This is a genomic window from Endozoicomonas sp., assembly GCF_965196975.1.
Taxonomy (GTDB): domain Bacteria; phylum Pseudomonadota; class Gammaproteobacteria; order Pseudomonadales; family Endozoicomonadaceae; genus Endozoicomonas.
This window is the reverse complement of sequence record NZ_OZ239981.1, coordinates 3,114,283-3,137,033: the sequence shown is the minus strand read 5'-3', so window position 1 is coordinate 3,137,033 and position 22,751 is coordinate 3,114,283. Positions and strand designations below refer to the sequence as shown.

25 protein-coding genes are annotated in these 22,751 nt (G+C 45.8%); 19 read left to right on the top strand and 6 right to left on the bottom strand.

All coding sequences use genetic code 11. The annotated features are described in order from the left end of the window. Window positions 1–29 precede the first annotated feature (29 nt). Together ACOCLE_RS14225 and ACOCLE_RS14220 are read left to right on the top strand one after the other, a co-directional pair. Window positions 30–464, top strand: coding sequence for a nucleotidyltransferase substrate binding protein (locus tag ACOCLE_RS14225; RefSeq protein WP_419533021.1), 435 nt, complete (start codon window positions 30–32; stop codon window positions 462–464). Further along, window positions 439–777 carry a nucleotidyltransferase family protein gene (locus ACOCLE_RS14220; protein WP_419533020.1) on the top strand — a complete coding sequence of 113 codons (339 nt, stop codon included), beginning with the start codon at window positions 439–441 and terminating at the stop codon, window positions 775–777. Before ACOCLE_RS14225 ends, ACOCLE_RS14220 begins: the two co-directional genes overlap by 26 nt. Before the next feature lie 618 nt (window positions 778–1,395). On the opposite strand, the gene ACOCLE_RS14215 is transcribed toward ACOCLE_RS14220, so the two are convergent. Then, the gene (locus ACOCLE_RS14215; protein ID WP_419533019.1) at window positions 1,396–2,241 is read right to left on the bottom strand and encodes a transposase; all 846 of its coding nucleotides are present in this window, start codon (window positions 2,239–2,241) and stop codon (window positions 1,396–1,398) included. Between the two features lie 180 nt (window positions 2,242–2,421). After that, the gene (locus ACOCLE_RS14210; RefSeq protein ID WP_419533018.1) at window positions 2,422–2,607 is read right to left on the bottom strand and encodes a hypothetical protein; all 186 of its coding nucleotides are present in this window, start codon (window positions 2,605–2,607) and stop codon (window positions 2,422–2,424) included. 79 nt (window positions 2,608–2,686) lie between these two features. Between ACOCLE_RS14210 and ACOCLE_RS14205 the strand changes: the two genes are divergently transcribed. Both ACOCLE_RS14205 and wecB read left to right on the top strand, forming a co-directional pair. Further along, a complete protein-coding gene (locus tag ACOCLE_RS14205; RefSeq protein WP_419533017.1) occupies window positions 2,687–3,760 on the top strand; it encodes a formate--tetrahydrofolate ligase in 1,074 nt (357 codons plus the stop codon). Between the two features lie 867 nt (window positions 3,761–4,627). Continuing rightward, window positions 4,628–5,743 (top strand): non-hydrolyzing UDP-N-acetylglucosamine 2-epimerase, encoded by a 1,116-nt coding sequence (gene wecB, locus ACOCLE_RS14200; RefSeq protein ID WP_419533016.1) that lies wholly within the window; start codon window positions 4,628–4,630, stop codon window positions 5,741–5,743. A 196-nt stretch (window positions 5,744–5,939) separates the two neighbouring features. On the opposite strand, the gene ACOCLE_RS14195 is transcribed toward wecB, so the two are convergent. After that, window positions 5,940–6,308, bottom strand: a complete 369-nt coding sequence (locus ACOCLE_RS14195; RefSeq protein ID WP_419533015.1) for a GxxExxY protein — start codon at window positions 6,306–6,308, stop codon at window positions 5,940–5,942. Window positions 6,309–6,485: 177 nt separating this feature from the next. Here ACOCLE_RS14195 and ACOCLE_RS14190 point away from each other — a divergent pair, with 177 nt between their 5' ends. The 4 genes from ACOCLE_RS14190 to ACOCLE_RS14175 all read left to right on the top strand — a co-directional run bounded on the left by ACOCLE_RS14190 (window position 6,486) and on the right by ACOCLE_RS14175 (window position 9,569). Further along, the gene (locus ACOCLE_RS14190; protein ID WP_419533014.1) at window positions 6,486–6,983 is read left to right on the top strand and encodes an NAD(P)-binding domain-containing protein; all 498 of its coding nucleotides are present in this window, start codon (window positions 6,486–6,488) and stop codon (window positions 6,981–6,983) included. 32 nt (window positions 6,984–7,015) lie between these two features. Then, window positions 7,016–7,762, top strand: coding sequence for a nucleotide sugar dehydrogenase (locus ACOCLE_RS14185; RefSeq protein ID WP_419533013.1), 747 nt, complete (start codon window positions 7,016–7,018; stop codon window positions 7,760–7,762). A gap of 9 nt (window positions 7,763–7,771) precedes the next feature. Beyond that, window positions 7,772–8,224, top strand: coding sequence for an oligosaccharide flippase family protein (locus ACOCLE_RS14180; RefSeq protein ID WP_419533012.1), 453 nt, complete (start codon window positions 7,772–7,774; stop codon window positions 8,222–8,224). Window positions 8,225–8,288: 64 nt separating this feature from the next. After that, on the top strand, window positions 8,289–9,569 hold the full coding sequence (locus ACOCLE_RS14175; RefSeq protein WP_419532972.1) for an ISKra4 family transposase: 1,281 nt from the start codon (window positions 8,289–8,291) through the stop codon (window positions 9,567–9,569). 8 nt (window positions 9,570–9,577) lie between these two features. On the opposite strand, the gene ACOCLE_RS14170 is transcribed toward ACOCLE_RS14175, so the two are convergent. Beyond that, the gene (locus ACOCLE_RS14170; RefSeq protein WP_419533011.1) at window positions 9,578–9,772 is read right to left on the bottom strand and encodes a DUF6444 domain-containing protein; all 195 of its coding nucleotides are present in this window, start codon (window positions 9,770–9,772) and stop codon (window positions 9,578–9,580) included. A gap of 112 nt (window positions 9,773–9,884) precedes the next feature. Here ACOCLE_RS14170 and ACOCLE_RS14165 point away from each other — a divergent pair, with 112 nt between their 5' ends. The 6 genes from ACOCLE_RS14165 to ACOCLE_RS14140 all read left to right on the top strand — a co-directional run bounded on the left by ACOCLE_RS14165 (window position 9,885) and on the right by ACOCLE_RS14140 (window position 16,171). Next, window positions 9,885–10,487 carry a haloacid dehalogenase-like hydrolase gene (locus ACOCLE_RS14165; RefSeq protein ID WP_419533010.1) on the top strand — a complete coding sequence of 201 codons (603 nt, stop codon included), beginning with the start codon at window positions 9,885–9,887 and terminating at the stop codon, window positions 10,485–10,487. Next, window positions 10,480–11,139, top strand: a complete 660-nt coding sequence (locus ACOCLE_RS14160) for a hypothetical protein (RefSeq protein WP_419533009.1) — start codon at window positions 10,480–10,482, stop codon at window positions 11,137–11,139. Before ACOCLE_RS14165 ends, ACOCLE_RS14160 begins: the two co-directional genes overlap by 8 nt. Window positions 11,140–11,347: 208 nt before the next feature. Beyond that, window positions 11,348–12,853, top strand: a complete 1,506-nt coding sequence (gene tnpC / locus ACOCLE_RS14155) for an IS66 family transposase (RefSeq protein WP_419532963.1) — start codon at window positions 11,348–11,350, stop codon at window positions 12,851–12,853. Then, window positions 12,843–14,087, top strand: a complete 1,245-nt coding sequence (locus tag ACOCLE_RS14150) for an ISKra4 family transposase (RefSeq protein ID WP_419533008.1) — start codon at window positions 12,843–12,845, stop codon at window positions 14,085–14,087. The genes tnpC and ACOCLE_RS14150 overlap by 11 nt, the downstream gene beginning before the upstream one ends. Beyond that, window positions 14,071–14,799, top strand: coding sequence for a hypothetical protein (locus ACOCLE_RS14145; protein WP_419533007.1), 729 nt, complete (start codon window positions 14,071–14,073; stop codon window positions 14,797–14,799). The genes ACOCLE_RS14150 and ACOCLE_RS14145 overlap by 17 nt, the downstream gene beginning before the upstream one ends. Window positions 14,800–14,806: 7 nt before the next feature. Then, complete coding sequence (locus ACOCLE_RS14140; RefSeq protein ID WP_419533006.1) at window positions 14,807–16,171, top strand: zinc-dependent alcohol dehydrogenase; 1,365 nt, start codon at window positions 14,807–14,809, stop codon at window positions 16,169–16,171. A 3-nt stretch (window positions 16,172–16,174) separates the two neighbouring features. Here the strand turns inward: ACOCLE_RS14140 and ACOCLE_RS14135 are convergent, their stop codons facing one another. Further along, on the bottom strand, window positions 16,175–17,218 hold the full coding sequence (locus ACOCLE_RS14135; RefSeq protein WP_419533005.1) for a transposase: 1,044 nt from the start codon (window positions 17,216–17,218) through the stop codon (window positions 16,175–16,177). Window positions 17,219–17,310: 92 nt separating this feature from the next. Between ACOCLE_RS14135 and ACOCLE_RS14130 the strand changes: the two genes are divergently transcribed. From ACOCLE_RS14130 to ACOCLE_RS14110, 5 genes are all read left to right on the top strand, one after another. Further along, window positions 17,311–18,096 carry a Gfo/Idh/MocA family protein gene (locus tag ACOCLE_RS14130; protein ID WP_419533004.1) on the top strand — a complete coding sequence of 262 codons (786 nt, stop codon included), beginning with the start codon at window positions 17,311–17,313 and terminating at the stop codon, window positions 18,094–18,096. Window positions 18,097–18,260: 164 nt separating this feature from the next. After that, the gene (locus ACOCLE_RS14125) at window positions 18,261–19,469 is read left to right on the top strand and encodes an aspartate-semialdehyde dehydrogenase (protein WP_419533003.1); all 1,209 of its coding nucleotides are present in this window, start codon (window positions 18,261–18,263) and stop codon (window positions 19,467–19,469) included. A gap of 89 nt (window positions 19,470–19,558) precedes the next feature. After that, the gene (locus ACOCLE_RS14120; RefSeq protein WP_419533002.1) at window positions 19,559–20,290 is read left to right on the top strand and encodes a WecB/TagA/CpsF family glycosyltransferase; all 732 of its coding nucleotides are present in this window, start codon (window positions 19,559–19,561) and stop codon (window positions 20,288–20,290) included. A 110-nt stretch (window positions 20,291–20,400) separates the two neighbouring features. Beyond that, the gene (locus ACOCLE_RS14115; protein ID WP_419533001.1) at window positions 20,401–20,763 is read left to right on the top strand and encodes a hypothetical protein; all 363 of its coding nucleotides are present in this window, start codon (window positions 20,401–20,403) and stop codon (window positions 20,761–20,763) included. Window positions 20,764–20,882: 119 nt separating this feature from the next. Continuing rightward, a complete protein-coding gene (locus tag ACOCLE_RS14110) occupies window positions 20,883–22,220 on the top strand; it encodes an undecaprenyl-phosphate glucose phosphotransferase (protein ID WP_419533000.1) in 1,338 nt (445 codons plus the stop codon). 150 nt (window positions 22,221–22,370) lie between these two features. Here ACOCLE_RS14110 and ACOCLE_RS14105 read toward each other — a convergent pair whose 3' ends face one another. Then, the gene (locus ACOCLE_RS14105; protein WP_419532999.1) at window positions 22,371–22,706 is read right to left on the bottom strand and encodes a four helix bundle protein; all 336 of its coding nucleotides are present in this window, start codon (window positions 22,704–22,706) and stop codon (window positions 22,371–22,373) included. Window positions 22,707–22,751 lie beyond the last annotated feature (45 nt).

Here is a 22,751-nt window from a genome sequence, read left to right as displayed (position 1 = left end):
GTATTCATAAGAATTGAAGGCAGGCGGGCATGACAATCGACACCACTTTTTTCGGTCGCTGTATCCAGACACTGGATAAGGCCTACTCTATGGTAACCAAGGCCGAAGAGAGCAGTATTGAGTATGAAATGTATCGCTCAGCCTGTGTTAAAGAGTTTGAAATTATTCTGGAGCAGGCCGGGAAGCTTCTGAGAAAGTGCCTGAAGGATTTTGCTCATAGTCCCAAAGCGGTAGACCGGATGGTTTTTAAAGAAGTATTCCGGCAGGCGGCGCAACACGATTTATTAACGCTGGAGCAGGCAGAGCATTGGCTGAAATACCGGGATAACCGCAATAATACGGCCCATGACTATGGAAAAAAGTTTGCCGAATACACACTGAAGCTGCTCCCTGACTTTATCAATGATGCGACCGCATTGGAGCAGTCCATAAACCGGCATGCTGAAAGGATGGCGGATGATTGACCTGAGAGAGAGAGACCGGCAGGCTATCTGCGAAATTGCAGAAAAGCAGTTTGCCAGGGGTACCGAGATCTGGGCATACGGTAGCCGGGTTAAAGGGACTAACCATGACACCAGTGACCTGGATCTGGTGGTTCACTTTCCGCCGGCGCAGGACACAGACGCGGATTACGAGCAGTTATCTTCATTTATAGAAGCGCTGCGTGATTCCAATATCCCGATTATTGTCCAGGTGATGGCCTGGCACAGTGTGCCGGATTACTTTCGCACCAATATTCAATCGAATTACCAGGTACTCTGGCATAACAAACCTTGAGCTATTGGCTGGTTTTTTCTAACCACTGCGTGGTCGATGAAAATGCCTGATGCAGGCTCAGTCACCCGAAAATACTGACTTAAAGCCTTAAAGCCAAAAAACCGCTCATAACGAGCGGTTTTTTTTTGATCGAGATTGATGACTCTGTGGAAAAACTGCTATGTAAATAAAAAGTAATAATGAGGATTGTTCTTATTGCAGTGTCGTTTAGGATGCTTACAATATGCTCACCATAGTTATACATAGATTTTAAAAGCCCAGACAAAAAACTGCGTAGTCATCCCTTTTTATAAAGGGGCTGGCAAGAAGCGTCTGGCAGCATGCCTAGTGCATGATCTTTACAAACCGACGTTTCGCTGTTCCAACATAGAGCGCAAAAGATGGCGGGCGGTAGCGTGGTTTTCAGAAAAGCGATGAGATTGGCAGGGTTACAAAAGGTTGTATTCTTGAAGTGAGTGATGATAACGATGCGGATCTAAACTAGCTCAGTTTTCACTATTTGTCATTTTTGAGTTATTCGGTTTGTGAAACCTACCTCACTTCTCTTTGCTAGCCGCGATACCCAGGAACGCAAAAGAACACAAAGCTCCTAAAAGGGTTCTCGCAAAGCCTCTGTGATTAAAAGCCACGAATAGGCGAGCGAACAATACGGCTCACCGTTGTGTAATGCAGGCCAACGTAATCTGCTATCTCAGACAGGGTATAAGCGCCGGATTCAAATGCTGAAATAATTGCTTCATTTCGGGTTTGTGCGGTTTCCATAAAGTATTGTAGGGAGGGGGCAGTGCTGCGTCTCTGCTTATGCGGTACTTCAGAAAGCTCAGGCTTCCCTTCAGGCTTGTACGCAAGCTGGGCATTGATAAACTCGTCACCACCGAGATAGATTTGCTGTTTAAGGTGCTCCCAGATATTGACGCCAATACCGTTAGCAACAAACCGGGCAAACCCGAGAATGGCTTCATCACGGTCGCTGGCAAAATAGCGAAGCGTGGCATCAGTGGCCAGCCAGGGGGGCGAATCGAACAGACCAGTAGTAAAGCAGTAACTGCTCCACGGCCACACATCTGGTGTGTTTACCATGCTGGCTCTTACCGGATTTAGAACAACGTAGCGACTTAACTCCATAAGGTAAGCGTCTTTATCCACGAGAATGGCTTTATAACGCCCTTGAAAAAGGTGGCCTACCCGACCGTACTTACGATTAAAGCGCACCGTATATACACCGTTAAGCTGTCGCATACCTTTGGAGAGATTGGCATCGGGCGTTTCCAACACCAGATGATAATGGTTGGTCATCAGGCAAAATGAGTGGATGACCCAGTTAAACCGGTCACAGACTTCGGCCAGGGTATCAAGAAACAGCTGAAAGTCTGCATCTTCTCGATAAATAGGTTTGCGTTCATTACCGCGAGAGGTGACATGATACAACGCACCAGCGTACTCGATTCGTAGAGGTCTACTCATTTTCCTTTACTTCATTTTTCTATTTATGAAGAGTAAAAAGTAGACTATTAAGACAGATATGAAAGACCCGGCACCACCACCTATTTTTTATGATCCTTATGGTTCAGATATTTAACCCAGATCACCAGTGCACAGACAGTGGTAAAGAAAATAGCCAGAGTCCAGGCGAAAGCGTTCATCTCAATCATGGTCAGACTCCAGAAGCAAAGCCAGATATACCAAGGCCAGTGAAGTGGCCAACCCAAAGAAAACAATAGCAGCAATCATGTTCTCCTGAAAGATCGGGTATAAAACAGCCCCACCGAAAGGAAGCTTTACAAGATCGCAGCTAAGGGCAGCCATTCTTTCACGTTGTTTCTTATTCATTGGAACCACTTTTTATATTTATTCAAGAAATCAAAAAGTAGACCATTAGGATGGAAATGCACGATGAAAGACCTGACCCTTGGTTTCTGAGGTCAAAGCCGCAGTTCAGGATATCAACCGTAAGCAGTTCCGTCTGAAGGCGCTGGAGCGAGAGGTTCGTATTAATAAAGACCTGTACGATGCCTTCTTTAAGCGTATTCAAGAGACTTCGGCAACCAGTGACCTGCAAACTGCCAATGCTCGTGTGGTGGATCAGGCGTTTGTGCCCCAGAGTCCAGTAAAACCGAAGAAGTCATTGATCGTTGCTATTGCTGTTCTGGTCGGTCTGCTGGTCTCCTGTGGTATTGCCTTCCTGCTGGAGATGCTGAACAACACGGTTCGTACAGCAAGAGACGTTGAAGAGAAGCTGAACCTTCCGGTGCTGGGTGTGCTGCCAAGACTGACCGATAAAAAACTGGATGGTCAGATTCACAGCCTGTTCACCAACAAAGAACAGCATGGTTTTGGTGAAGCGATCCGCACCATCCGTACCAGTATCAACCTGAGCGCCATGGATCAGGAGCATAAGCTGTTTGCGGTGACCTCGACCGTGCCGGGTGAGGGTAAATCGTCGACGGCGTCTAATATGGCTCTGGCCCTTGGGCAGCTGGGTAAAACCCTGCTGATTGACTGTGACCTGCGTCGTCCGGTGGTGGGTAAAAACTTTAACGTAAAAGGCGGCTCTGCTGGTCTGGCGAATTTGCTGACAGGCACGGCATCGGTTGCTGAAGCAGTACATAAGGTGGATGGCATTGATGTGGTCCCCTGTGGTCTGGTGCCGCCAAACCCGCAGGAGTTGCTGGCTTCTGAGCGTTTCGGAACACTGCTGAAAAAACTGAAAGAGCACTACGACTATGTGGTGCTGGACTGCCCACCGGTACAAAACGTCAGTGATGTACTGATGGTCTCCCGCCACTGTGACGGTTTGATCTATGTGGTAGAGGCAGGCCGTATGCAGGTTAATGCCATTCAGGTGGCTGTGGGTCGTCTGTTGCAGGCCCGTGCACCAGTAACCGGGGCTGTGCTGAACAAGATCAACCCAAGCCAGAAAGATGCCTATGGCTACAGCCAGGGCTATTACGACCACGACGGCTACTACTCTGGCACTGCTTGATTAACTTTTTGTTAACCACGGAGATTACAAAGCGCACGAAGGAAGGGGCTTTTATTTGTGCTCTTTGTGCGACCACCATGGATGGTGGAAGTGTCTGTTTTGTATGGAACATTAACAGACCGACCACCATGGATGGTGCAAGTGTCGATGTGTAAGAGAGTTTTCATCGGCTACTTTGTGGTTCAAAAAAAATGCCTGATGCAGGCTCAGTCACCCGAAAATACTGACTTAAAGCCTTAAAGCCAAAAGACCGCTCATAACGAGCGGCTTTTTTTGATCGCGATTAATGACTCTGTGGAAAAACTGCTATGTAAATAAAAGGTAATAATGAGGATTGTTCTTATTGCGGCGTCGTTTATGATGTTTACAATATGCTCACCATAGTTATACATAGATTTTAAAAGCCGGACAAAAGCTGCACCATCAACCGCCCTTAAGAAGGGCATGAGAGTGTCTGTCTGGCAGCATGCCTGCGGCATGATCTTTACAAATTAACATTTCGCTGTTCCAACATAGAGCGCAAAAGATGGCGGGCGGTAGCGTGGCTTTTAGAAAGGTTTAGGAGGCTTGTGCCGACAAAGACTGCCACGCTTACAAAGTTTGAATGACTCCATTGGCAACAGTCTTGTGTGAAAATAGTTCAGTTCTTATTGTTTGTCATATTTTGCTCGCTCGATTTGTGAAGTACATCTCATTTCTGTTTTACAAAAAGATCTACAAAGTAGAAAACGCTTTTCTATTTTCAATCTTTATCGGCTTCCACTTAAGCCCAGTTTTTTAAGACCATTTTTCATAACGTTTGAACATAACACCGGACTTACCGCTGCATTGGCTGGTATGCAGTAGCGGTAATGCTTAAGGAAATTAATGAAAGTTTTAATTGTTTTTGGCACCCGCCCTGAGGCCATAAAAATGGCACCATTGGTGCAGGCACTGCTTGAGCATCCAGCTATTGATGCAAAAGTCTGTGTAACAGCGCAGCACAGGGAAATGCTCGACCAAGTATTGTCATTGTTCAAAATCTCACCTGATTATGATTTGAATATTATGAAATCAGGCCAGACACTGACCGATATTACCACACTGATTCTCAAGGGGATGGAATCCGTATTGTCAGAGTCCAAACCGGATGCAGTACTCGTTCACGGTGATACCACGACTACGCTGGCAACCAGCCTTGCCGCATTCTATCAGCAGATTCCGGTTGGCCATGTTGAGGCAGGACTGAGAACGGGGGATCTTTATTCCCCCTGGCCGGAAGAGGCCAATAGAAAACTGACCGGCGCTTTGGCGCGGTGGCATTTTGCTCCAACCGACAAGTCCAGAGAAAACCTGCTGGCTGAGTCTATCCCGGCAGACAGGGTTGTTATTACCGGCAACACAGTCATTGATGCCCTGTTGCTGGTTAAAAACCGACTGTCGAGCGATATGGTGTTCAATAGTCGCTGTGAACAGCAGTTTCCATTTCTGGACAGCAGTCGAAAGATGATTCTGGTTACGGGCCATCGTCGTGAAAGCTTTGGGGGGGGGGTTGAACGGATCTGTCAGGCATTGGCAAATACCGCCAGGGAGTTCCCGGATGCGCAGATTGTTTACCCGGTACATTTGAACCCAAATGTCAGGGAACCGGTAAATCGTCTGCTTTCAAACGTCGAAAATATTCACTTGATTGAGCCTCAGGATTATCTGCCTTTTGTGTATCTGATGAATCGGGCACACATCATCCTGACCGACTCTGGTGGTATCCAGGAAGAGGCTCCATCTCTCGGTAAGCCGGTACTGGTGATGCGGGAAACCACGGAAAGGCCTGAAGCGGTAGAAGCCGGAACCGTAATACTGGTAGGAACCGATGTTGAACAGATAGTAAACAGCTGTGCAATACTGCTGACCGACCAGCAAGCCTATGACAAGATGGCATACGCCCATAACCCCTATGGTGATGGGAATGCATGCCAGCGAATCATTGAGGCATTACTGGCATGATTTTAATCACCACAGAGGCACAGAAGACACTGAGGAAGAGCTTAAATTAAAAAAAGCTCTGTGATCTCTGTGCCTCCGTGGTGCAAACACGTGCAAAGTACTCACTGCGTAACAGAGTTGATGATAAATTCACGGCAGAAAGCCGGTATTAAATTAAAACTTTACTTCAGTGTGCCCTGTGTCTCTGTGGCGCAAATTAAATAACCAGCCGCTTAATACCTTGCTTCAAAACAACTTCATTAAAGTTGATGAGCAGTCCAATGGGTATTTTCGCAAGCTTAAGATATGTCAGTAATTGAGCTTGATGAATGGCCAGTAATCGTTCAACGGATTTAAGCTCCAGTATGACTTGGTTTTCAACCACAAGATCAAGCAGGAAGTGGCAATTGAGAGTATTCCCTTTATAAGCCAGAGGTAATGTGTGCTGGCGTTTGAAATTAAGCCCATGGGAATGAAGCTCAAAAGAAAGGGCTTCCTCATAGGCACTTTCAAGTAGGCCTGGCCCAAGCGCTCGATGTACCTCTATAGCAAGCCCAATAATTAAACCCGTTAATTCGTTATCCATCAGGCAGCTACTCAGATATTTATTAATTCAGATAGATTGTATTCCTGTCTTTAAGTTCAAATTTTATTTACCACAGTGGCGTAGAGAACACAGAGTTTTTAATAAAAAGCGCTTCTCAGTGCCCTCGGTGTCTCTGTGGTAAGCCTATTTTTCAAACGTATATACAGAACCTACTAAATGAGTCAATCCAGCTTTCAAACGGTCTCAGTCATCGGTCTTGGCTACATAGGACTACCAACGGCAGCGATGTTTGCGTCCCGCAAGGTGAACGTAATCGGTGTTGACGTTAATCAACACGCAGTAGATACCATTAACGAAGGTCGCATTCATATTGTCGAACCAGATCTCGATATGCTGGTAAGCGCCGCGGTAACAGCCGGTTATCTGAGAGCCACCACCACACCAGAACCTGCGGATACGTTTCTGGTTGCCGTACCAACGCCATTTAAAGATAACCACGAGCCAGACCTCTCCTACATAGAGGCAGCGACCAAAGCCATTGCACCCGTTCTGAAAAAAGGCGATCTGGTCGTGCTGGAATCCACTTCACCGGTCGGTGCAACCGAGCAAATGGCAGAGTGGCTGGCGGAGGCAAGGCCAGACCTGAAAGTCCCCTTGGGTAATGGTGAATTAAAAGCGCCATCACTCAACACCCAACATTCGACATTTACATAGCTCATTGCCCGGAGCGGGTACTTCCCGGGCAGGTGGTCAGAGAGCTGGTAGAAAATGACCGCGTGATTGGCGGTATTAACCACGAAAGCTCCCAGAGAGCGGTAGAACTCTACAAAACATTTGTAATGGGCGACTGCATTACTACCAATGCCCGCACCGCAGAAATGGCCAAATTAACCGAAAATGCCAGCCGTGATGTGAGCATTGCCTTTGCCAATGAACTCTCTGTAATTTGTGACGAGTTGGATATCAATGTCTGGGAACTGATTGAGCTGGCTAACCGTCACCCACGAGTGAATATCCTTCAGCCAGGTCCAGGAGTAGGTGGTCACTGCATTGCCGTTGACCCCTGGTTTATTGTGAGCAAAACACCTGAAAAAGCCAGACTGATTCGGCAGGCAAGGGAAACAAACGACAGTAAGCCTGCATGGGTGATTGATAAGGTTAATGAGAAAGTTGAGCAGTTTCTGGCTGATAATCCTAATAAAAAGCGAGAAGAAGTTACTGTTGCCTGTTTTGGCTTGTCATTTAAGCCAGATATTGATGACTTAAGAGAAAGCCCTGCACTTCAAATAACCAGAACACTGGTAAATACACTGGGGTGTAATGTTATTGCTGTTGAGCCCAATGTGGAAAGAGTGGAAGAGGATTTTGAACTGGTCAATCTGGATACGGCTTTCACTAGAGCCGATGTGTATGTGCTTCTAGTTGATCACTACCAATTTAAGCGGTTTAGGCCAGCAGTGGGCTTCATAGTTGATACTAAAGGGATTTGGTAATATTCAAGTATGATTAAAAGAGTCAGACTGGAATATATATTAGCAGGAACAAATGCCCTTAAAGGGCTTTTGTTTTCTTTTGTATTATCAGTGATTGTTGCCAGATTGCTAACTGTAGAAGAGCGAGGTGAGTTACAGTACCTTATTACTCTAAGCACGATTTTATCAACCTGCCTTTCTTTTGGTCTTCCTTTTTCACTTTCTTATTTCGAAAATAAACAAGACAGGAAAGCATGGGAGCGGCAAATATTCTTTTTCTCTTTGTTGCTAGTTGCACTTGTATCGTTTTTGGTAAGTTATGGTGGTGAAATTGGTTCTATAATAATTATCTTTTTTAACGTGTGTTTTTTTCTCTTTTATTACATTGGTGAAAGATTTAAAACTTTTGATAGAGCAACGCTTTATTCAAAAACTATCATAATTCAGCCATTAGCATGCATTATGGGTGCTCTCTCTGAATGATTGAAACAATAGTGCTCTATTTTCACAGCTACTATGGGAACACCACTCATAATAGTTAACTGTCATGCCCGCTTCTGTTATTTCCAGCTCTACCAAAAGCATCGTTTTGCAAATTGAAGTTTCTATAGATTCAGGCAACATGCTGAATCTTGAAGATAGTTTACAGCGTGCACTCAATGAAGCCGGGCAGCTTGGAACAAAAGAGTTATTGGGGCTATTTGAATCACCCAATAAAGAACCTATCGTCGTTAATCAGCAGAAGTGGAACTACAAAGGAAAGGTTCTTAAGCACTATGAAACCTTATACGGTCGTATACCTTTGGAGCGCTCCGTATATCAGGGTGTCAGAGGTGGCAGTACTCTGGCAGCACTTGATCTTCGTGCCGGTATTATTGGTTCAGCTACCCCCAAATTTGCCAAGTCTATCGCCTGGAAATACAGCCAGATGCCAGCGCCTGCGGTAAAAGAAGATTTTGAGACCAACCATCAAAGGACGCTTTCAAATTCTTATATCAAGCATTTATCGGACAGAGTAGGTGCATTAATTGAAGACCAGCAAGACACTCACTACCACCTTCCTCCACTAAAAGAGCCTGTTGAAACAATAGCCATTGGTCTGGATGGAACCTGCATGCTGCTTTGTGAAGAAGGCTGGAGGGAAGCCATGTGTGGGACATTGAGCCTATATTCTGCAGATGGAGACAGGCTCCACACGATATATACAGCCAGTTCGCCAGAGTATGGTAAACAAAGCTTTATGAGCAAGCTCGACGAGGAGATTGCAGATCTAAAACGACTCTACCCAAATGCCACATACATCGGGGTAGCTGACGGGGCTAGAGAAAACTGGAGTTATTTGAAACAACATACCTCTGGGCAGATACTCGATTTTTATCATGCATCTGAATATTTAGCTGGAGCAGCGGAAGCACTGTTTCCAACCAGTAAGGCGAAGCGACACCAGTGGCTTGAAGACAGGCTACATAGTTTGAAAAACAAGCGTGGAGCAGCCAAAAAAATCCTTCAGGAAATTGAATCAGCCGAGCTCCCGAAAAAGACAATCGCACTGACAGAGAAGCGCTACAAAGCTGTGAGCTATTTTACAAACAATCACCAGTTAATGAATTATCATCAGGCGCTTAAACGCCATTGGCCAATAGGTTCAGGAGTTACTGAAGCGGCTTGTAAGACTCTGGTAAAGCAACGATTATGTGGTTCTGGAATGAGGTGGAAAGCAACAGGAGCGGAAGTGCTTTTGACAACAAGAGCACTGATCCAGAGTAAGGGGCGCTGGGAACAACTTTGGTCTGAGTTCATGACTGGAAAGGTTGAAGCTAACCTATGAGTCAGTTATCAAATTGAGAGAGCACCCCTGGGCTTTTGATAACCATCTGACGATGGTGGCTTACTACTGTTTTGACTGTTTTTATTAACCCTTTCTTCCAGTTCGCTGCAACGTTCCCGTAAAAGCGCATTCTCGGTCCGAAGCTCTTCATTCTCTTTAAGGAGAGCTTCGGTAAACGGAGTAGCTGGGAAGTCTGGTTCCATACTGGAGATTTGTTAGAAAAATTGAGTATAAGATGATGGTCGAAAAATCAGAAAATTCCAGATTTATATGAAGGGTGCTGAATAGTTACTAAATTTTATAGGTAACCAATAAGTGAAAGTCGCTTACGTCGATTATTGCAATACCTTATATAATGGCTTTTCTCTTTCTGACTTTCAGAAATATTCAGAATCTGAGTTAGGTCTACCTTTTAAATGTATAAGCATTATTTTCAGAGCTGTCGGTAAATTGCTCAGAAGTGAAGAACTCAAAATATTTGCTTTTAAATTTGTTGATCAGAGAAAAGTAAATAAGCTTATTGTTAGCTTTTCAAAAAAACTAAACAACAACTTAATACTATCCTCTCGGGATATTCTTCTAGGCTACAAAAAGAATGGTTTCAAAATTGTTGTCGTTTCCGCCTCTATTTCTGACTTAATTGGAGGAAGCGATTTTGATGGTTTTTTTGATGTTATTCTTGCTAGGCGATTATGTGATTTTTATAAGCCTCTGTTCTATGGAAAGGATAAAGCAGAGAAAATAAGAGAGTGGGAGTCTCAACAAAAGGATATTATTACCGAAAGAGTCGCTTTCAGTGATCATATAAGTGATCTTTCAATGTTACAGCTTGCAGATAAAGCGTATATTATCAATCCTGTTGACCCAAAACTACGAAGTATTGCCATAGAAAATAACTGGGTTCTTATTGATGATTAATCTAAAGAAAATTGCTTCTAGAGTATCAGAGCTAATACCATCATCATTATCTTCAGCCTATTATTATTATGGGTACACTGAAATTTGTTCTGCACTGTATTATGATCAAGTTGAAATTTTGAAAGAGCAGTCTTGCAAGCTTGAAAAAATTCTTTCCATAGCTGGAAGCTTACCTTTTTATAAAAATTTTGATGTTGATCCTCTTGATATAAGCACATTTCCCATACTCGATAAAAGCAAGCTATTACACCAGTATAATGATCTCAAAGTGTCTAAATCGCTTCTTGTTGTAGATACTGCTACTTCAGGTTCAAGTGGTGAACCGTTTAAATTTGCTCGTGCTCTTAGTGACATTCGCAAAGAACGACTCTATGTACTCAGAAATTTTTCAAGGTATGGTTATCAACCTGGCGAGCTGATTGGTGCATTAAGAAGCTATATCCCCGATAATCCGGCTGCGCCAAAATTCATGTTTACTAAGCTTCAAAATATCCTTTGGTTTTCTGCCTATCATATGGATCATGAAAATCTTAATACATATATTAAGCTTCTTAACCAGCATAAGGTTCGCTTCCTTTTCGCTTACCCATCATCAGCATATGCACTTGCTTTGTTCTGTAAAGAGCAAAGGGTGCTCTCTCTGAATGATTGAAACAATAGTGCTCTATTTTCACAGCTACTATGGGAACACCACTCATAATAGTTAACTGTCATGCCCGCTTCTGTTATTTCCAGCTCTACCAAAAGCATCGTTTTGCAAATTGAAGTTTCGTAACTATTCAGCACCCTTCATATAAATCTGGAATTTTCTGATTTTTCGACCATCATCTTATACTCAATTTTTCTAACAAATCTCCAGTATGGAACCAGACTTCCCAGCTACTCCGTTTACCGAAGCTCTCCTTAAAGAGAATGAAGAGCTTCGGACCGAGAATGCGCTTTTACGGGAACGTTGCAGCGAACTGGAAGAAAGGGTTAATAAAAACAGTCAAAACAGTAGTAAGCCACCATCGTCAGATGGTTATCAAAAGCCCAGTAAAAAAGGGAGTGATAAAGGTGATACATCTTCCAAAGAAGCCCCCTGCTCCTCACAGGAAACACCGAACCCCAAAAGCCTTAGACCATCTTCAGGCAATAAACCAGGTGGCCAGAAAGGTCATCAAGGCTCTTGTTTGAGACGTGTCGCCTTACCCGATTATGTCAGGCATCTGAAGGTTGAAAAATGTTGCTGTTGCCAGTCTTCGCTTATCGATATTAAACCCACCAAATACATTGAGCGACAGGTTTTTGATCCAGGTAGACCCGGAGAATTTGAAGTTACCGCGTACTGGGCAGACGTTAAAGTATGTCCTTGTGGTAAACGGAACACCGCTGAGTTTCCCCAAGGAGTGAAAGCCGCTGCTCAATACGGAGAAGTGACTCAGGCAATGGCTGTTCATTTAAACCAGTATCACTTCATCCCATATCACCGGGTGTCTGAGTATTTCAATACTATTTATTGCATGAGTGTCAGCGCAGGCTCTGTTGCCAATTTTGTTGCCTATACCCATGAGAACCTGGCCTCTACTGAGCAGAGTATCCGCGATGCTTTACAAGAAAGTCCGGTTGCAGGAGCGGATGAAACTGGCATGCGGGTTGACGGTTCACTGTGGTGGTTACACATTATGCGAGATGACCAATGGACGCTTTACTACCTCTCAGAAAGGCGAGGTTGTGAAGCAATGGATGCAATGGGCATCCTGCTGACTTTTGCAGGCATTCTGGTTCACGATCATTGGAAGTCCTACTTTGCCTATGCGGCAGTGCATGTGCTTTGTAATGCCCATCATCTGAGAGAGCTTCAGGGAGTTGTCGATAGGGATGCGAATAAGCTGGCTCTGCGGCTGATGAAATTGCTTACGCTCTCCTGGCACTTCTGCAAGAAATACAAAGCAGCCGGTCTGACTCAAATGCCTGGTGCAATACAGCTTCGCATTGAGACGATATACGACCAAATCCTTCAAAGGGCTCTCACGAAGGAAACCGCTTATATGGAAAAACAACGACAGGTGCTTGGACGTAAGAAGGTCAGGAATACCAAGGCCTACAACCTGTTCAAAAGGCTTATTGAGTTTAAGGTTGAAACGTTGCGCTTCATGTCGGACTTTTCAATTCCCTTCGATAACAATGGCAGTGAACGTGATGCCAGGATGGCCAAACTTAAGCAGAAGATCTCAGGCTGCTTCAGAAGCGAAGACGGAGGTACCATGTTTACCCGAATCCGAAGCTATTTATCATCTGCTAAAAAGCAGGGGTTGAACATATTTCAGGCGCTTCTTAAAGCGGTTCGAAATTACAACAATACGCCTTTGCTGGGTGCTGAATAGTTACGAAGTTTCTATAGATTCAGGCAACATGCTGAATCTTGAAGATAGTTTACAGCGTGCACTCAATGAAGCCGGGCAGCTTGGAACAAAAGAGTTATTGGGGCTATTTGAATCACCCAATAAAGAACCTATCGTCGTTAATCAGCAGAAGTGGAACTACAAAGGAAAGGTTCTTAAGCACTATGAAACCTTATACGGTCGTATACCTTTGGAGCGCTCCGTATATCAGGGTGTCAGAGGTGGCAGTACTCTGGCAGCACTTGATCTTCGTGCCGGTATTATTGGTTCAGCTACCCCCAAATTTGCCAAGTCTATCGCCTGGAAATACAGCCAGATGCCAGCGCCTGCGGTAAAAGAAGATTTTGAGACCAACCATCAAAGGACGCTTTCAAATTCTTATATCAAGCATTTATCGGACAGAGTAGGTGCATTAATTGAAGACCAGCAAGACACTCACTACCACCTTCCTCCACTAAAAGAGCCTGTTGAAACAATAGCCATTGGTCTGGATGGAACCTGCATGCTGCTTTGTGAAGAAGGCTGGAGGGAAGCCATGTGTGGGACATTGAGCCTATATTCTGCAGATGGAGACAGGCTCCACACGATATATACAGCCAGTTCGCCAGAGTATGGTAAACAAAGCTTTATGAGCAAGCTCGACGAGGAGATTGCAGATCTAAAACGACTCTACCCAAATGCCACATACATCGGGGTAGCTGACGGGGCTAGAGAAAACTGGAGTTATTTGAAACAACATACCTCTGGGCAGATACTCGATTTTTATCATGCATCTGAATATTTAGCTGGAGCAGCGGAAGCACTGTTTCCAACCAGTAAGGCGAAGCGACACCAGTGGCTTGAAGACAGGCTACATAGTTTGAAAAACAAGCGTGGAGCAGCCAAAAAAATCCTTCAGGAAATTGAATCAGCCGAGCTCCCGAAAAAGACAATCGCACTGACAGAGAAGCGCTACAAAGCTGTGAGCTATTTTACAAACAATCACCAGTTAATGAATTATCATCAGGCGCTTAAACGCCATTGGCCAATAGGTTCAGGAGTTACTGAAGCGGCTTGTAAGACTCTGGTAAAGCAACGATTATGTGGTTCTGGAATGAGGTGGAAAGCAACAGGAGCGGAAGTGCTTTTGACAACAAGAGCACTGATCCAGAGTAAGGGGCGCTGGGAACAACTTTGGTCTGAGTTCATGACTGGAAAGGTTGAAGCTAACCTATGAGTCAGTTATCAAATTGAGAGAGCACCCAGAGCAAAGCTTAGACTTGCCTTATTTAAAAGCTCTCTTCTTATCCTCTGAAAAGATGACTATACAATGGTATGATACGATTTCATCTGCTTTTCCTAATGTAGAGGTTATAGATCGTTACGGTACAGCTGAACTTTCCAACTCTTTCACTCGTTGTAGTCAATGTAACGGTTATCACATAAATGAGGACTATTCATTTACTGAACTGCTCCCAATAGATGGGACAGAAAATAAATACGAAATTATTGGCACTGGGTTTTTGAATTCGGCATTTCCTATGATCCGTTACAACATGAAAGATGTGTTTCGATTAGATGAGATAGTTGATAGCCAGTGTAACTATGGGTCGAAAGTCTATAGGGGAGAAATTGAAGGTAGAACATCTGACCTTATTTTTGCTGAAGGAAAACTTCTTCCCGGAGTAAATTTCTACACCCTCTTTTACAACTATTCTGATGAAGTGGCACAGTTTCAGTTGGTTCAAAACTCTGAAAATTCACTCAATATCAGGCTGGTATTAAAAATGGGTATTACTGCAAGCGAAGGTCTTGAGAACCGGCTTGCCAGCAGTCTTCAGCAACGTGTAGGTAGTTCAATGAAGCTGGAGTTTGACTATGTCTCGTCAATTGAGCGGGATAAATCTTCTGGCAAGGTCAAAAATATTATTAGTCATATTTCTGTATAGGTTACATGTGAAGCAAGTTACCCAAACCCTGCGCACCGGCGAAATCAATATTGCCGATGTGCCAGTTCCTGCCCTGCAAGATTCGTTTGTTCTGGTTCGAAACACCGCTTCTGTCATCAGCGCCGGAACCGAAAAAACCAAAATCGATATGGGCAAAAAGAACCTGCTGCAAAAAGCCCAGGCACGGCCTGATCTGGTTAAGCAGGTTATTAATAAGTTGAAAACCGAAGGGTTAAGCAAGACTCTGCAAACGGTAAATACACGCCTGAATGCCCCAAGTCCGCTTGGGTACAGCTCTGCTGGTGAAGTCGTTGCTGCCGGTGGTCTGGTAGAGGGTATTCGCCCTGGGGATCGTGTGGCATGTGGTGGCGCAGGTTACGCCAACCATGCGGAATTTGTTGCGGTCCCCAAAAATCTGGTGGTGCGTATTCCGGAAGGCGTCTCTGATGAGGAGGCCGCGTTCACCACCTTAGGTTCTATTGCATTGCAAGGTGTTCGGCTGGCTGAGCCAAAGCTGGGTGAAACTTTCCTCGTTCTGGGGCTTGGGCTGCTGGGGCAGATCACGGTTCAGCTGTTGCGCGCTAATGGCTGCCATGTAATTGGTACTGACCTTGACTCTGAACTGGTCAAACTGTCTGAAAACTACGGTGCTACTGGCCTTCAGCCAGGTAGTGATGTGGTCAATGCCTGTAAGGAGCTGACATCAGGCCATGGTGTTGATGGTGTGTTGGTCTGTGCCGGTACCAGCAGTAACCAGCCGATCGAACTGTGTGGCGAAGTAACCCGGGAAAAGGGGCGGGTAGTGGTCGTCGGTGCGGTTCGAATGGATATTCCCCGTGAAGACTATTTCAAAAAAGAGATCAGTGTGGTGATCTCCCGCTCCTATGGTCCAGGTCGTTATGACCCGGTTTATGAGGAAGGTGGTCATGACTACCCTCTCAGCTATGTGCGCTTTACTGAACAACGCAATATGCAGACCTTTCTGGAGCTGATTGCCCAGAAGAAACTGGATATTCAGTCACTGATTACTCACCGTTATACCCTGAAGCAGGCGGGTGAGGCCTATGCTCTGATTGAGGGGCAGAAAAAGGAGCCTTACCTCGGTATTGTCTTGAACTATTCAGAAGCTAAGGGCATTACTGAATCCTCTGTGATTACTCTTCATCCAAAACCGGTGGATAAAGCCAAGATAGGTCTGTCGTTTTATGGCGCTGGTAATTATGCCACGGCCAGTCTATTGCCGGTTCTTAAAAATGAAGCAGATCTCGAGTTCCGTGGGCTTGTGACAGCCAGCGGCCGTACAGCTCAGGGTGTTGCTGAACAGTTTGGTTTCTCTTTCTGTGCCGGTAACTATTCCGATGTACTAGGTTAGAACTTACGCATTGACAGCTCTGATAAAAGATGGTCTCAGCCAGTCTTTACCATCAGAGAAGCTCTTAATGAAGTCCCAAATAGCATCCTTGAGCGCATCATTCTTAACGCGATAGATGCTACTGAGAGATTCAGATACTTTCTTGGCCTGAAGGCAGGCATACCCAAAGATAGAGGCAAAAATATGGTTCCTGACCTGCTGCTTTCCTCTCACCTGAAAGCGCTCAATACTGCAGAGTTGTTTCAGCGCCCGGTGATACTCTTCGATCGCCCAATGGTGCAGGTGAAGTTCATTAAAGCCTACCTGTGGTGATACCTCTGATCCAGCATGGGGTGTGTAGACGACGTAATGGCGCAGCTCGTTTTTTAGCCGCGTCCGGTACAAACGCACAGAACCAAAATTACGTAGCCAAACGGTTATTCCCTCTTCAGGAATCTCCAGGCTCTGCACTTGTTGGTAGTCACCCTTTTGGATAGAAACAGTACGGTTGCTTTTAACGGCAAACATAAAACCCAGACCGTTGTTTTTCACAGTCTTCAGGTTTGCGGCACTGCTATACCAGGAATCCCCCGTAACAAATGCAGGTCGTAAGCCCCATACAAGTACTTCTTTCAGCATCTCGAGAAAATAATCATTTTTGGACTTTCCGTCCGCAGAGTCATAGATACGGAAATTGACAGGAAGGCTATAGCCTTTGATATCGGTGTAATAGAGCGTTATGAGATTAATGCCCTTGACGGCTTTATGATGCTTGCCCGAGTAATGATAGCCGATGAATGCCGTGTAGTTACTGTACGGCTTATCCAGCACCGTATCATCAACCGATAGCGTGCCCCCATCAAGAATCAGCCTTGCGGCTACTTCCATGAAAAGGTCATTGGGAGCAAAGTCTTCACGTTGTAGAAAACGGTTAACGCTGTGGTGTGACATATCTCCGATCTCACTAAGGCGAGTACAGGTTGCTGATTTCGGCTCACACAATAGAAACCCTGTATATTTCGGCAAATCACACCCAGCTGTTGTAGGTCTTGTTATCTTTCTACGCACGACGACATCCGCTATTTTTTGCTGATCTAGCAATTTTTACAGCTGCCTGTCAATGCGAAAGTCCTATAGGTGATGAAACCGACGCCGTCCTGGTGACAACACGGCATGATACCCATGCGGGGGCTGTTGTTGCTGCACTTGAGGCTGGCAAGCACGTGTATGTGGAGAAGCCGCTTGGTTTGACGGTGGATGAACTGGCTACTATTCACCGGGCTTATGGTAACGCCATAGACCGGCAGGTGATGGTTGGATTTAATCGTCGCTTCGCACCGTTAACGACACTGGTTAAGTCACACTTCAGCAGTGTTAAGAGTCCGCTGGTGATTAATATCCGCACCAATGCCGGAGCTATCCCGATGGATCACTGGATTCAGGATCCTCTGGTGGGTGGTGGTCGTATGATCGGTGAAGGGTGTCATTTTGTGGATCTGGCATCTGCACTGGCAGACTCTTTTCCTGTCTCTGTGTACGCAGTGGGTTCTGCCAAAGCGGCTAAATCAGCGCTGCTGAATGATAACCTGGTGGTTACCCTGACGTTTGCAAATGGCAGTATTGCTTCCATCACATACACGGCCGATGGTGCCAAGGCGATGGAGAAGGAATACGTTGAGGTATTTGGCGGTGGTCGTTCAGCGGTCATTCATGACTTTAAACAGGCAACCCTGTTCAGTGGTGACCTGGATAAAACGCATAAGAAACTGCAGGCTCAGGACAAGGGGCAGAAGGCCATGTTGCAGGCCTGGCTGAACGGTCTTAAATCCGGCCAGCCTTGTGTAAGTTATGAAAGCCTGATGGCCAATAGCCTGGCGACGATTCTGGCGGTTGAGTCGATGACGTTGAACCAGCCGATGGCTGTTGATTTGTCTGTGCTTGCTTGATTTTTGTTCACCACAGCACACAAGGGGCATAAAAGGCCAAGAGGCCACAGCGTTTTTTGAACAAAATGAAAATCTGGTCTTTTTCTCCGTGTTCTCAGTGCCTTTTATGCCCTGTAGGTACTGTGGTGAATATTCTTAAATTGATTTATTGGGGGCTTTTTTAAGTGCCACCATCACTCATTGAAAAAACGTTAGCCGTTTCCAACGCTACGCTGCAACAATCGCGACGGGATCACTTTGCCGGCTTCGACCCTTTTGATGGTTTGAACAGCAGGCTGTTTGAATGGTTTCCCGGCTTAAAATCGGGGATCTTCGGTCTGGTCTGGATTCAGTTTTTCAAACAGTCGCCGGTTAACTTCCGGCGATTGCTGGGTGTACCAAAACGCCGAAATCCTAAAGGTGTGGGGCTGTTTATTCTTGGGCTACTGGAATCGTTTCGTCGAACTGAAGATGTGGCATTTTTACAGGAAGCTTCTGGCCTGGCGGACTGGCTGTTAACCCAGCAATGTGACCGTAATCAATGGAAACACAGTTGCTGGGGGTACCATTTTGACTGGAAAGCCCGTGCTTTTTTTGTTCCCAAAGGCAAACCCAACGTGATTACCACGATTTATGTGGCCCAGGCACTGTTTGCCCTGGCAGATACATTGGAAGCATTGGATAACAAAAAACAGGCAGATAATTACCGGGAACCGGCTGTAGATGCTGCCCACTTTATCGTTAATACCCTGTATACCGAAGCAGATGGCCGCTGCTTCTTTGCCTATATCCCCGGTGAAATGGCGTTTGTCCATAATGCCAGTCTCTGGGCTGCTGCATGGGTAGCTGTGGTTGCCAGTTATACCAACAATGATTCTTATAAAACGCTGGCATTGAATGTTGCCCGGCAGTCTTGCAGTGAACAGGGTGAAGATGGTTCCTGGGTTTACGGTGCGCGCCATCACCACCAGTTTATTGATGGTTTTCATACTGGGTATAACCTGGAAGCGTTGGACCTGATTCGCCGGTCATTGAATACCAATGAGTTTGATCAGGCCATTAAAAGTGGCTACAGCTATTACAAGGCGAATTTTTTTGAGCCTGATGGTACGGCAAAATATTACAACAATAACCGCTACCCGTTGGATATGCACTCAGTAGCCCAGGCGGTTCTGACACTGCTCAAACTGTCAGGTGAAGATGGTGATGCTGATGGCGATAAGGCTCTGGCAGATAAAGTCATCAGCCATTCACTGGAAACTCTGTATTTGCCGGAAAAGCAGCGCTTTGTTTATCAGAAGACCCGCCATTTTACCAATAGCATCAACTATATGCGCTGGAGCCAGGCGTGGGCTTATTATGCCCTGAGTTACTGGCTGAACGGATGTAAGTAATTTTGAATGTTGAATTTTTGATGTTGAATGGTCAGTTCTTCAATTCAAAGTTCAACATTTAACATTCAAAATTTCCACAACAGAATTCTATGAAACGAATAACCTTCCTGAACTCGCCCATGGACGTTGCCACCATGGATGAAACCGTAAACTTTATTAAAAACCGTATTCAGGCCAAACAGTTTACCCAGCATGTTGTGGTGAATGTGGCAAAGCTGGTCAATATGCAGAAGGATCAGCAGCTCAAAGCGTCGGTCGAAGACTGTGACATTATCAATATTGATGGTATGGGCGTCGTAGTGGGTGCTCGCTTTTTAGGCCATGAGGTTGCTGAGCGTGTTGCCGGTGTTGATCTTTTTCATAATCTGGTTGCCATGTCGGAGCAGGAAGGATTCCCGGTTTATCTATTAGGAGCTACTGACGAAGTGGTATCGGAAACCGCCAGTCGACTCAAAGCCGCGCACCCAAACCTGAAACTGGCCGGTTATCATCATGGGTACTTCTGGGACGATGAAGAGGCTGTGGTCAACAAGATAAAAGCCAGCGGTGCGAAGTTGCTTTTTGTGGCTATCACCAGCCCGAAAAAAGAAAACTTCATCAACAAATGGCAGGATAAGTTGGGGGTCGATTTTGTGATGGGTGTTGGAGGGACTTTTGATGTGGTGGCTGGAAAGGTGAATCGGGCACCACTGTGGATGCAAAAGTATGGCCTTGAGTGGTTTTACCGTGTGATTCAGGAGCCACGACGGATGTGGAAGCGCTATCTGGTCACCAATAGTCAGTTTGCCTGGTGTTTACTGCGGGAAAAGTTCTCTCGATAAACATTATTGATCATGCAATTTGTTTTGACCACAGAGGAAAAGATAGGCTTTTTATTGTTTCTTTCTTTGTATGAGTTGTGTCCTCTGTGGTTCAAAAAAGGAATTAATGCTTGGTACGGATTTTAGCAATTGGATGGCTTTGTTTTCTGATCGGGCTTTCTGTCAGTAAAAGCCTGGGGTATGGCCATTGGCTCTGGGGGAGCGTCGAGCATTTTTTAGGTGGAAACCTGGAGATGCATTTTCTGATGGCTTTTGTGCTCTCATTCCTGGGCCACTGGGCGTTTAATGGGATTGCCCGACGCGGTGTGTTACTGGCCTTTTTAATAATCGGCTGCGCATTGGATGAGGGGTTGCAGTTTTTCCTTCCTTTGCGGGCATTTAATCCAGTTGATTTTATGGTGACCTGTCTGGGGTTAATTCTGGCAGCAGCGCCATTTATTGCAATGGAGTGGAGAGTATTTTTTAAAACATGATCCCGCTCCAAATAACGAGAGAGGATGATGCTTTTTAATGAAAAGCATCATCAATAAAGAATTTTTTATGATTGTTTTTTAAGACCATGCATACATCGTTTATTTCCGGGCGTTCACGGTTGCCCCTGTATTCTCTGGTAGCACTGGATGTCGCTATTGCCTTTGGTTGTGGTGAGCTGGCGGAGCTGATTCGCTTTGGGGAGCATTCCAGCCACTTTACGGTATTGATGTATATCCAGGCGCTGCTGGTGGTGGTGCTGTCGTTTCTCTGCGATGTTTACGGTCCGTGGCGGGGACGAAGTTTTGGTGAACGCTTTACCCGGGTGTTACTGGCATGGTCACTGTCGTTTGTCGGGCTTGTTACCTTCCTGGTCATGAGCAAAACCATGGAACAGTACTCCCGGGTATGGCTTGGTACCTGGATTCTAACGGCGATTCCGCTGGCGGTGATCTTGCGGCTGTTCCTTTATCAACTCCTGATGCTGGCCCGTCGGCAGGGGCGCAATACCCGCAGTGTGCTGGTGATTGGCGATGGTCGTAATTTCAGTGATGTCTGCCAGAGCTTTACCGGTAGCAATGAGTATGGCTATAACCTGGTGGATGTCGTCCATCACGATGATGACTTTACCACCATCAGCCATTTGGAAACGCTGGTAAACCAGGGTAAGTCTTATGATGAGTGCTGGATCTGCATGCCGCTGCACAAAAGTTCTGTCTTGAAACCGGTGATGTATACCCTGCGCCATATGCCGGTGAACATCCGCTATATGCCTGGGCTTCAGGATTTGCCACTGCTGAACTACAAGATTAATAAGATCGGCCAGTATACGGCGCTGGACATCAGCTGTTCGCCAATGGATGCCAGTAATAAGTTGATCAAGCGCGTTTCTGACCTGGTGATTGGAGGCTTGATTCTGTTATTGATCGCCCCGGTGATGCTGGGTGTTGCCATGGCCGTGAAGTTGTCTTCACCGGGGCCGGTGTTGTTCAAGCAGTACCGTCACGGTGCTGGTGGCCGAAAGGTGAAGGTGTATAAGTTCCGCAGTATGAAGGTTCACCAGGAAGAGCAGGGCAAAGTGACCCAGGCCACCAAAGGTGACCCGAGGATTACGCCCATTGGTGCTTTTTTGCGGCGGACCAGCCTGGATGAGCTACCGCAGTTTCTTAATGTGATGCAGGGGCGGATGTCCATTGTCGGCCCGCGGCCACACGCTTTAGAGCACAATGAGTATTACAAAGAGCTGGTGGAATCCTATATGAAGCGGCACAATGTCAAACCCGGCATTACCGGGCTGGCGCAGGTGCGTGGTTATCGGGGGGAGACCGACACGCTGGAGAAGATGCAGCGCCGGGTTGAGTGCGACCTGGAGTACATTAATAACTGGTCGCTCTGGCTGGATATCCGTATTATCTTCGCCACCGTGTTCAAGGGGTTTGTTAACCCTAATGCCTATTGACCCTTCGGGCGCTGCCCGCTATTCGCCTTCCGCTACCCGAATAAGATGTCCCTTCGGGCGCTGCCCGCTACCCGCCTCCCGCTGCACGAAAAGATAACACGGGGGCTTTTACGGGAAGCGGGGTGCGGGCGGCGGGAAGCGATGAAAAAGCTAAAGCTTTTTCATAAGCCCCTGAATCATCGCGGTGATGTCCTTGATTTCACGAATCCATAACTGGCCTTTATCTTTAGGGATATAACCAATCTCAATGCCAATATAGATTTGTGTTTTCAACTCTGCGGCAGAGCCTCGGGCTATAGAAACAAACTGTTTTTGCTCTTTGTTCGACTGCCTCTCAAGGCCTTCCGCGAGATTACTGGGAATCGATAATGCTGATCGGGTCAGTTGATCTTTAAAGCCATAGTCCTTAAGCTCAGCCGTGGTTTTGTAAATATCAACGCATAATCTGGAAGACCGTTTCCAGACATCAAGATTTTCGTAAGCCATTTTAATTCTTCTAAACCGGTAAAACAGAAATATCTTAGACCGCTT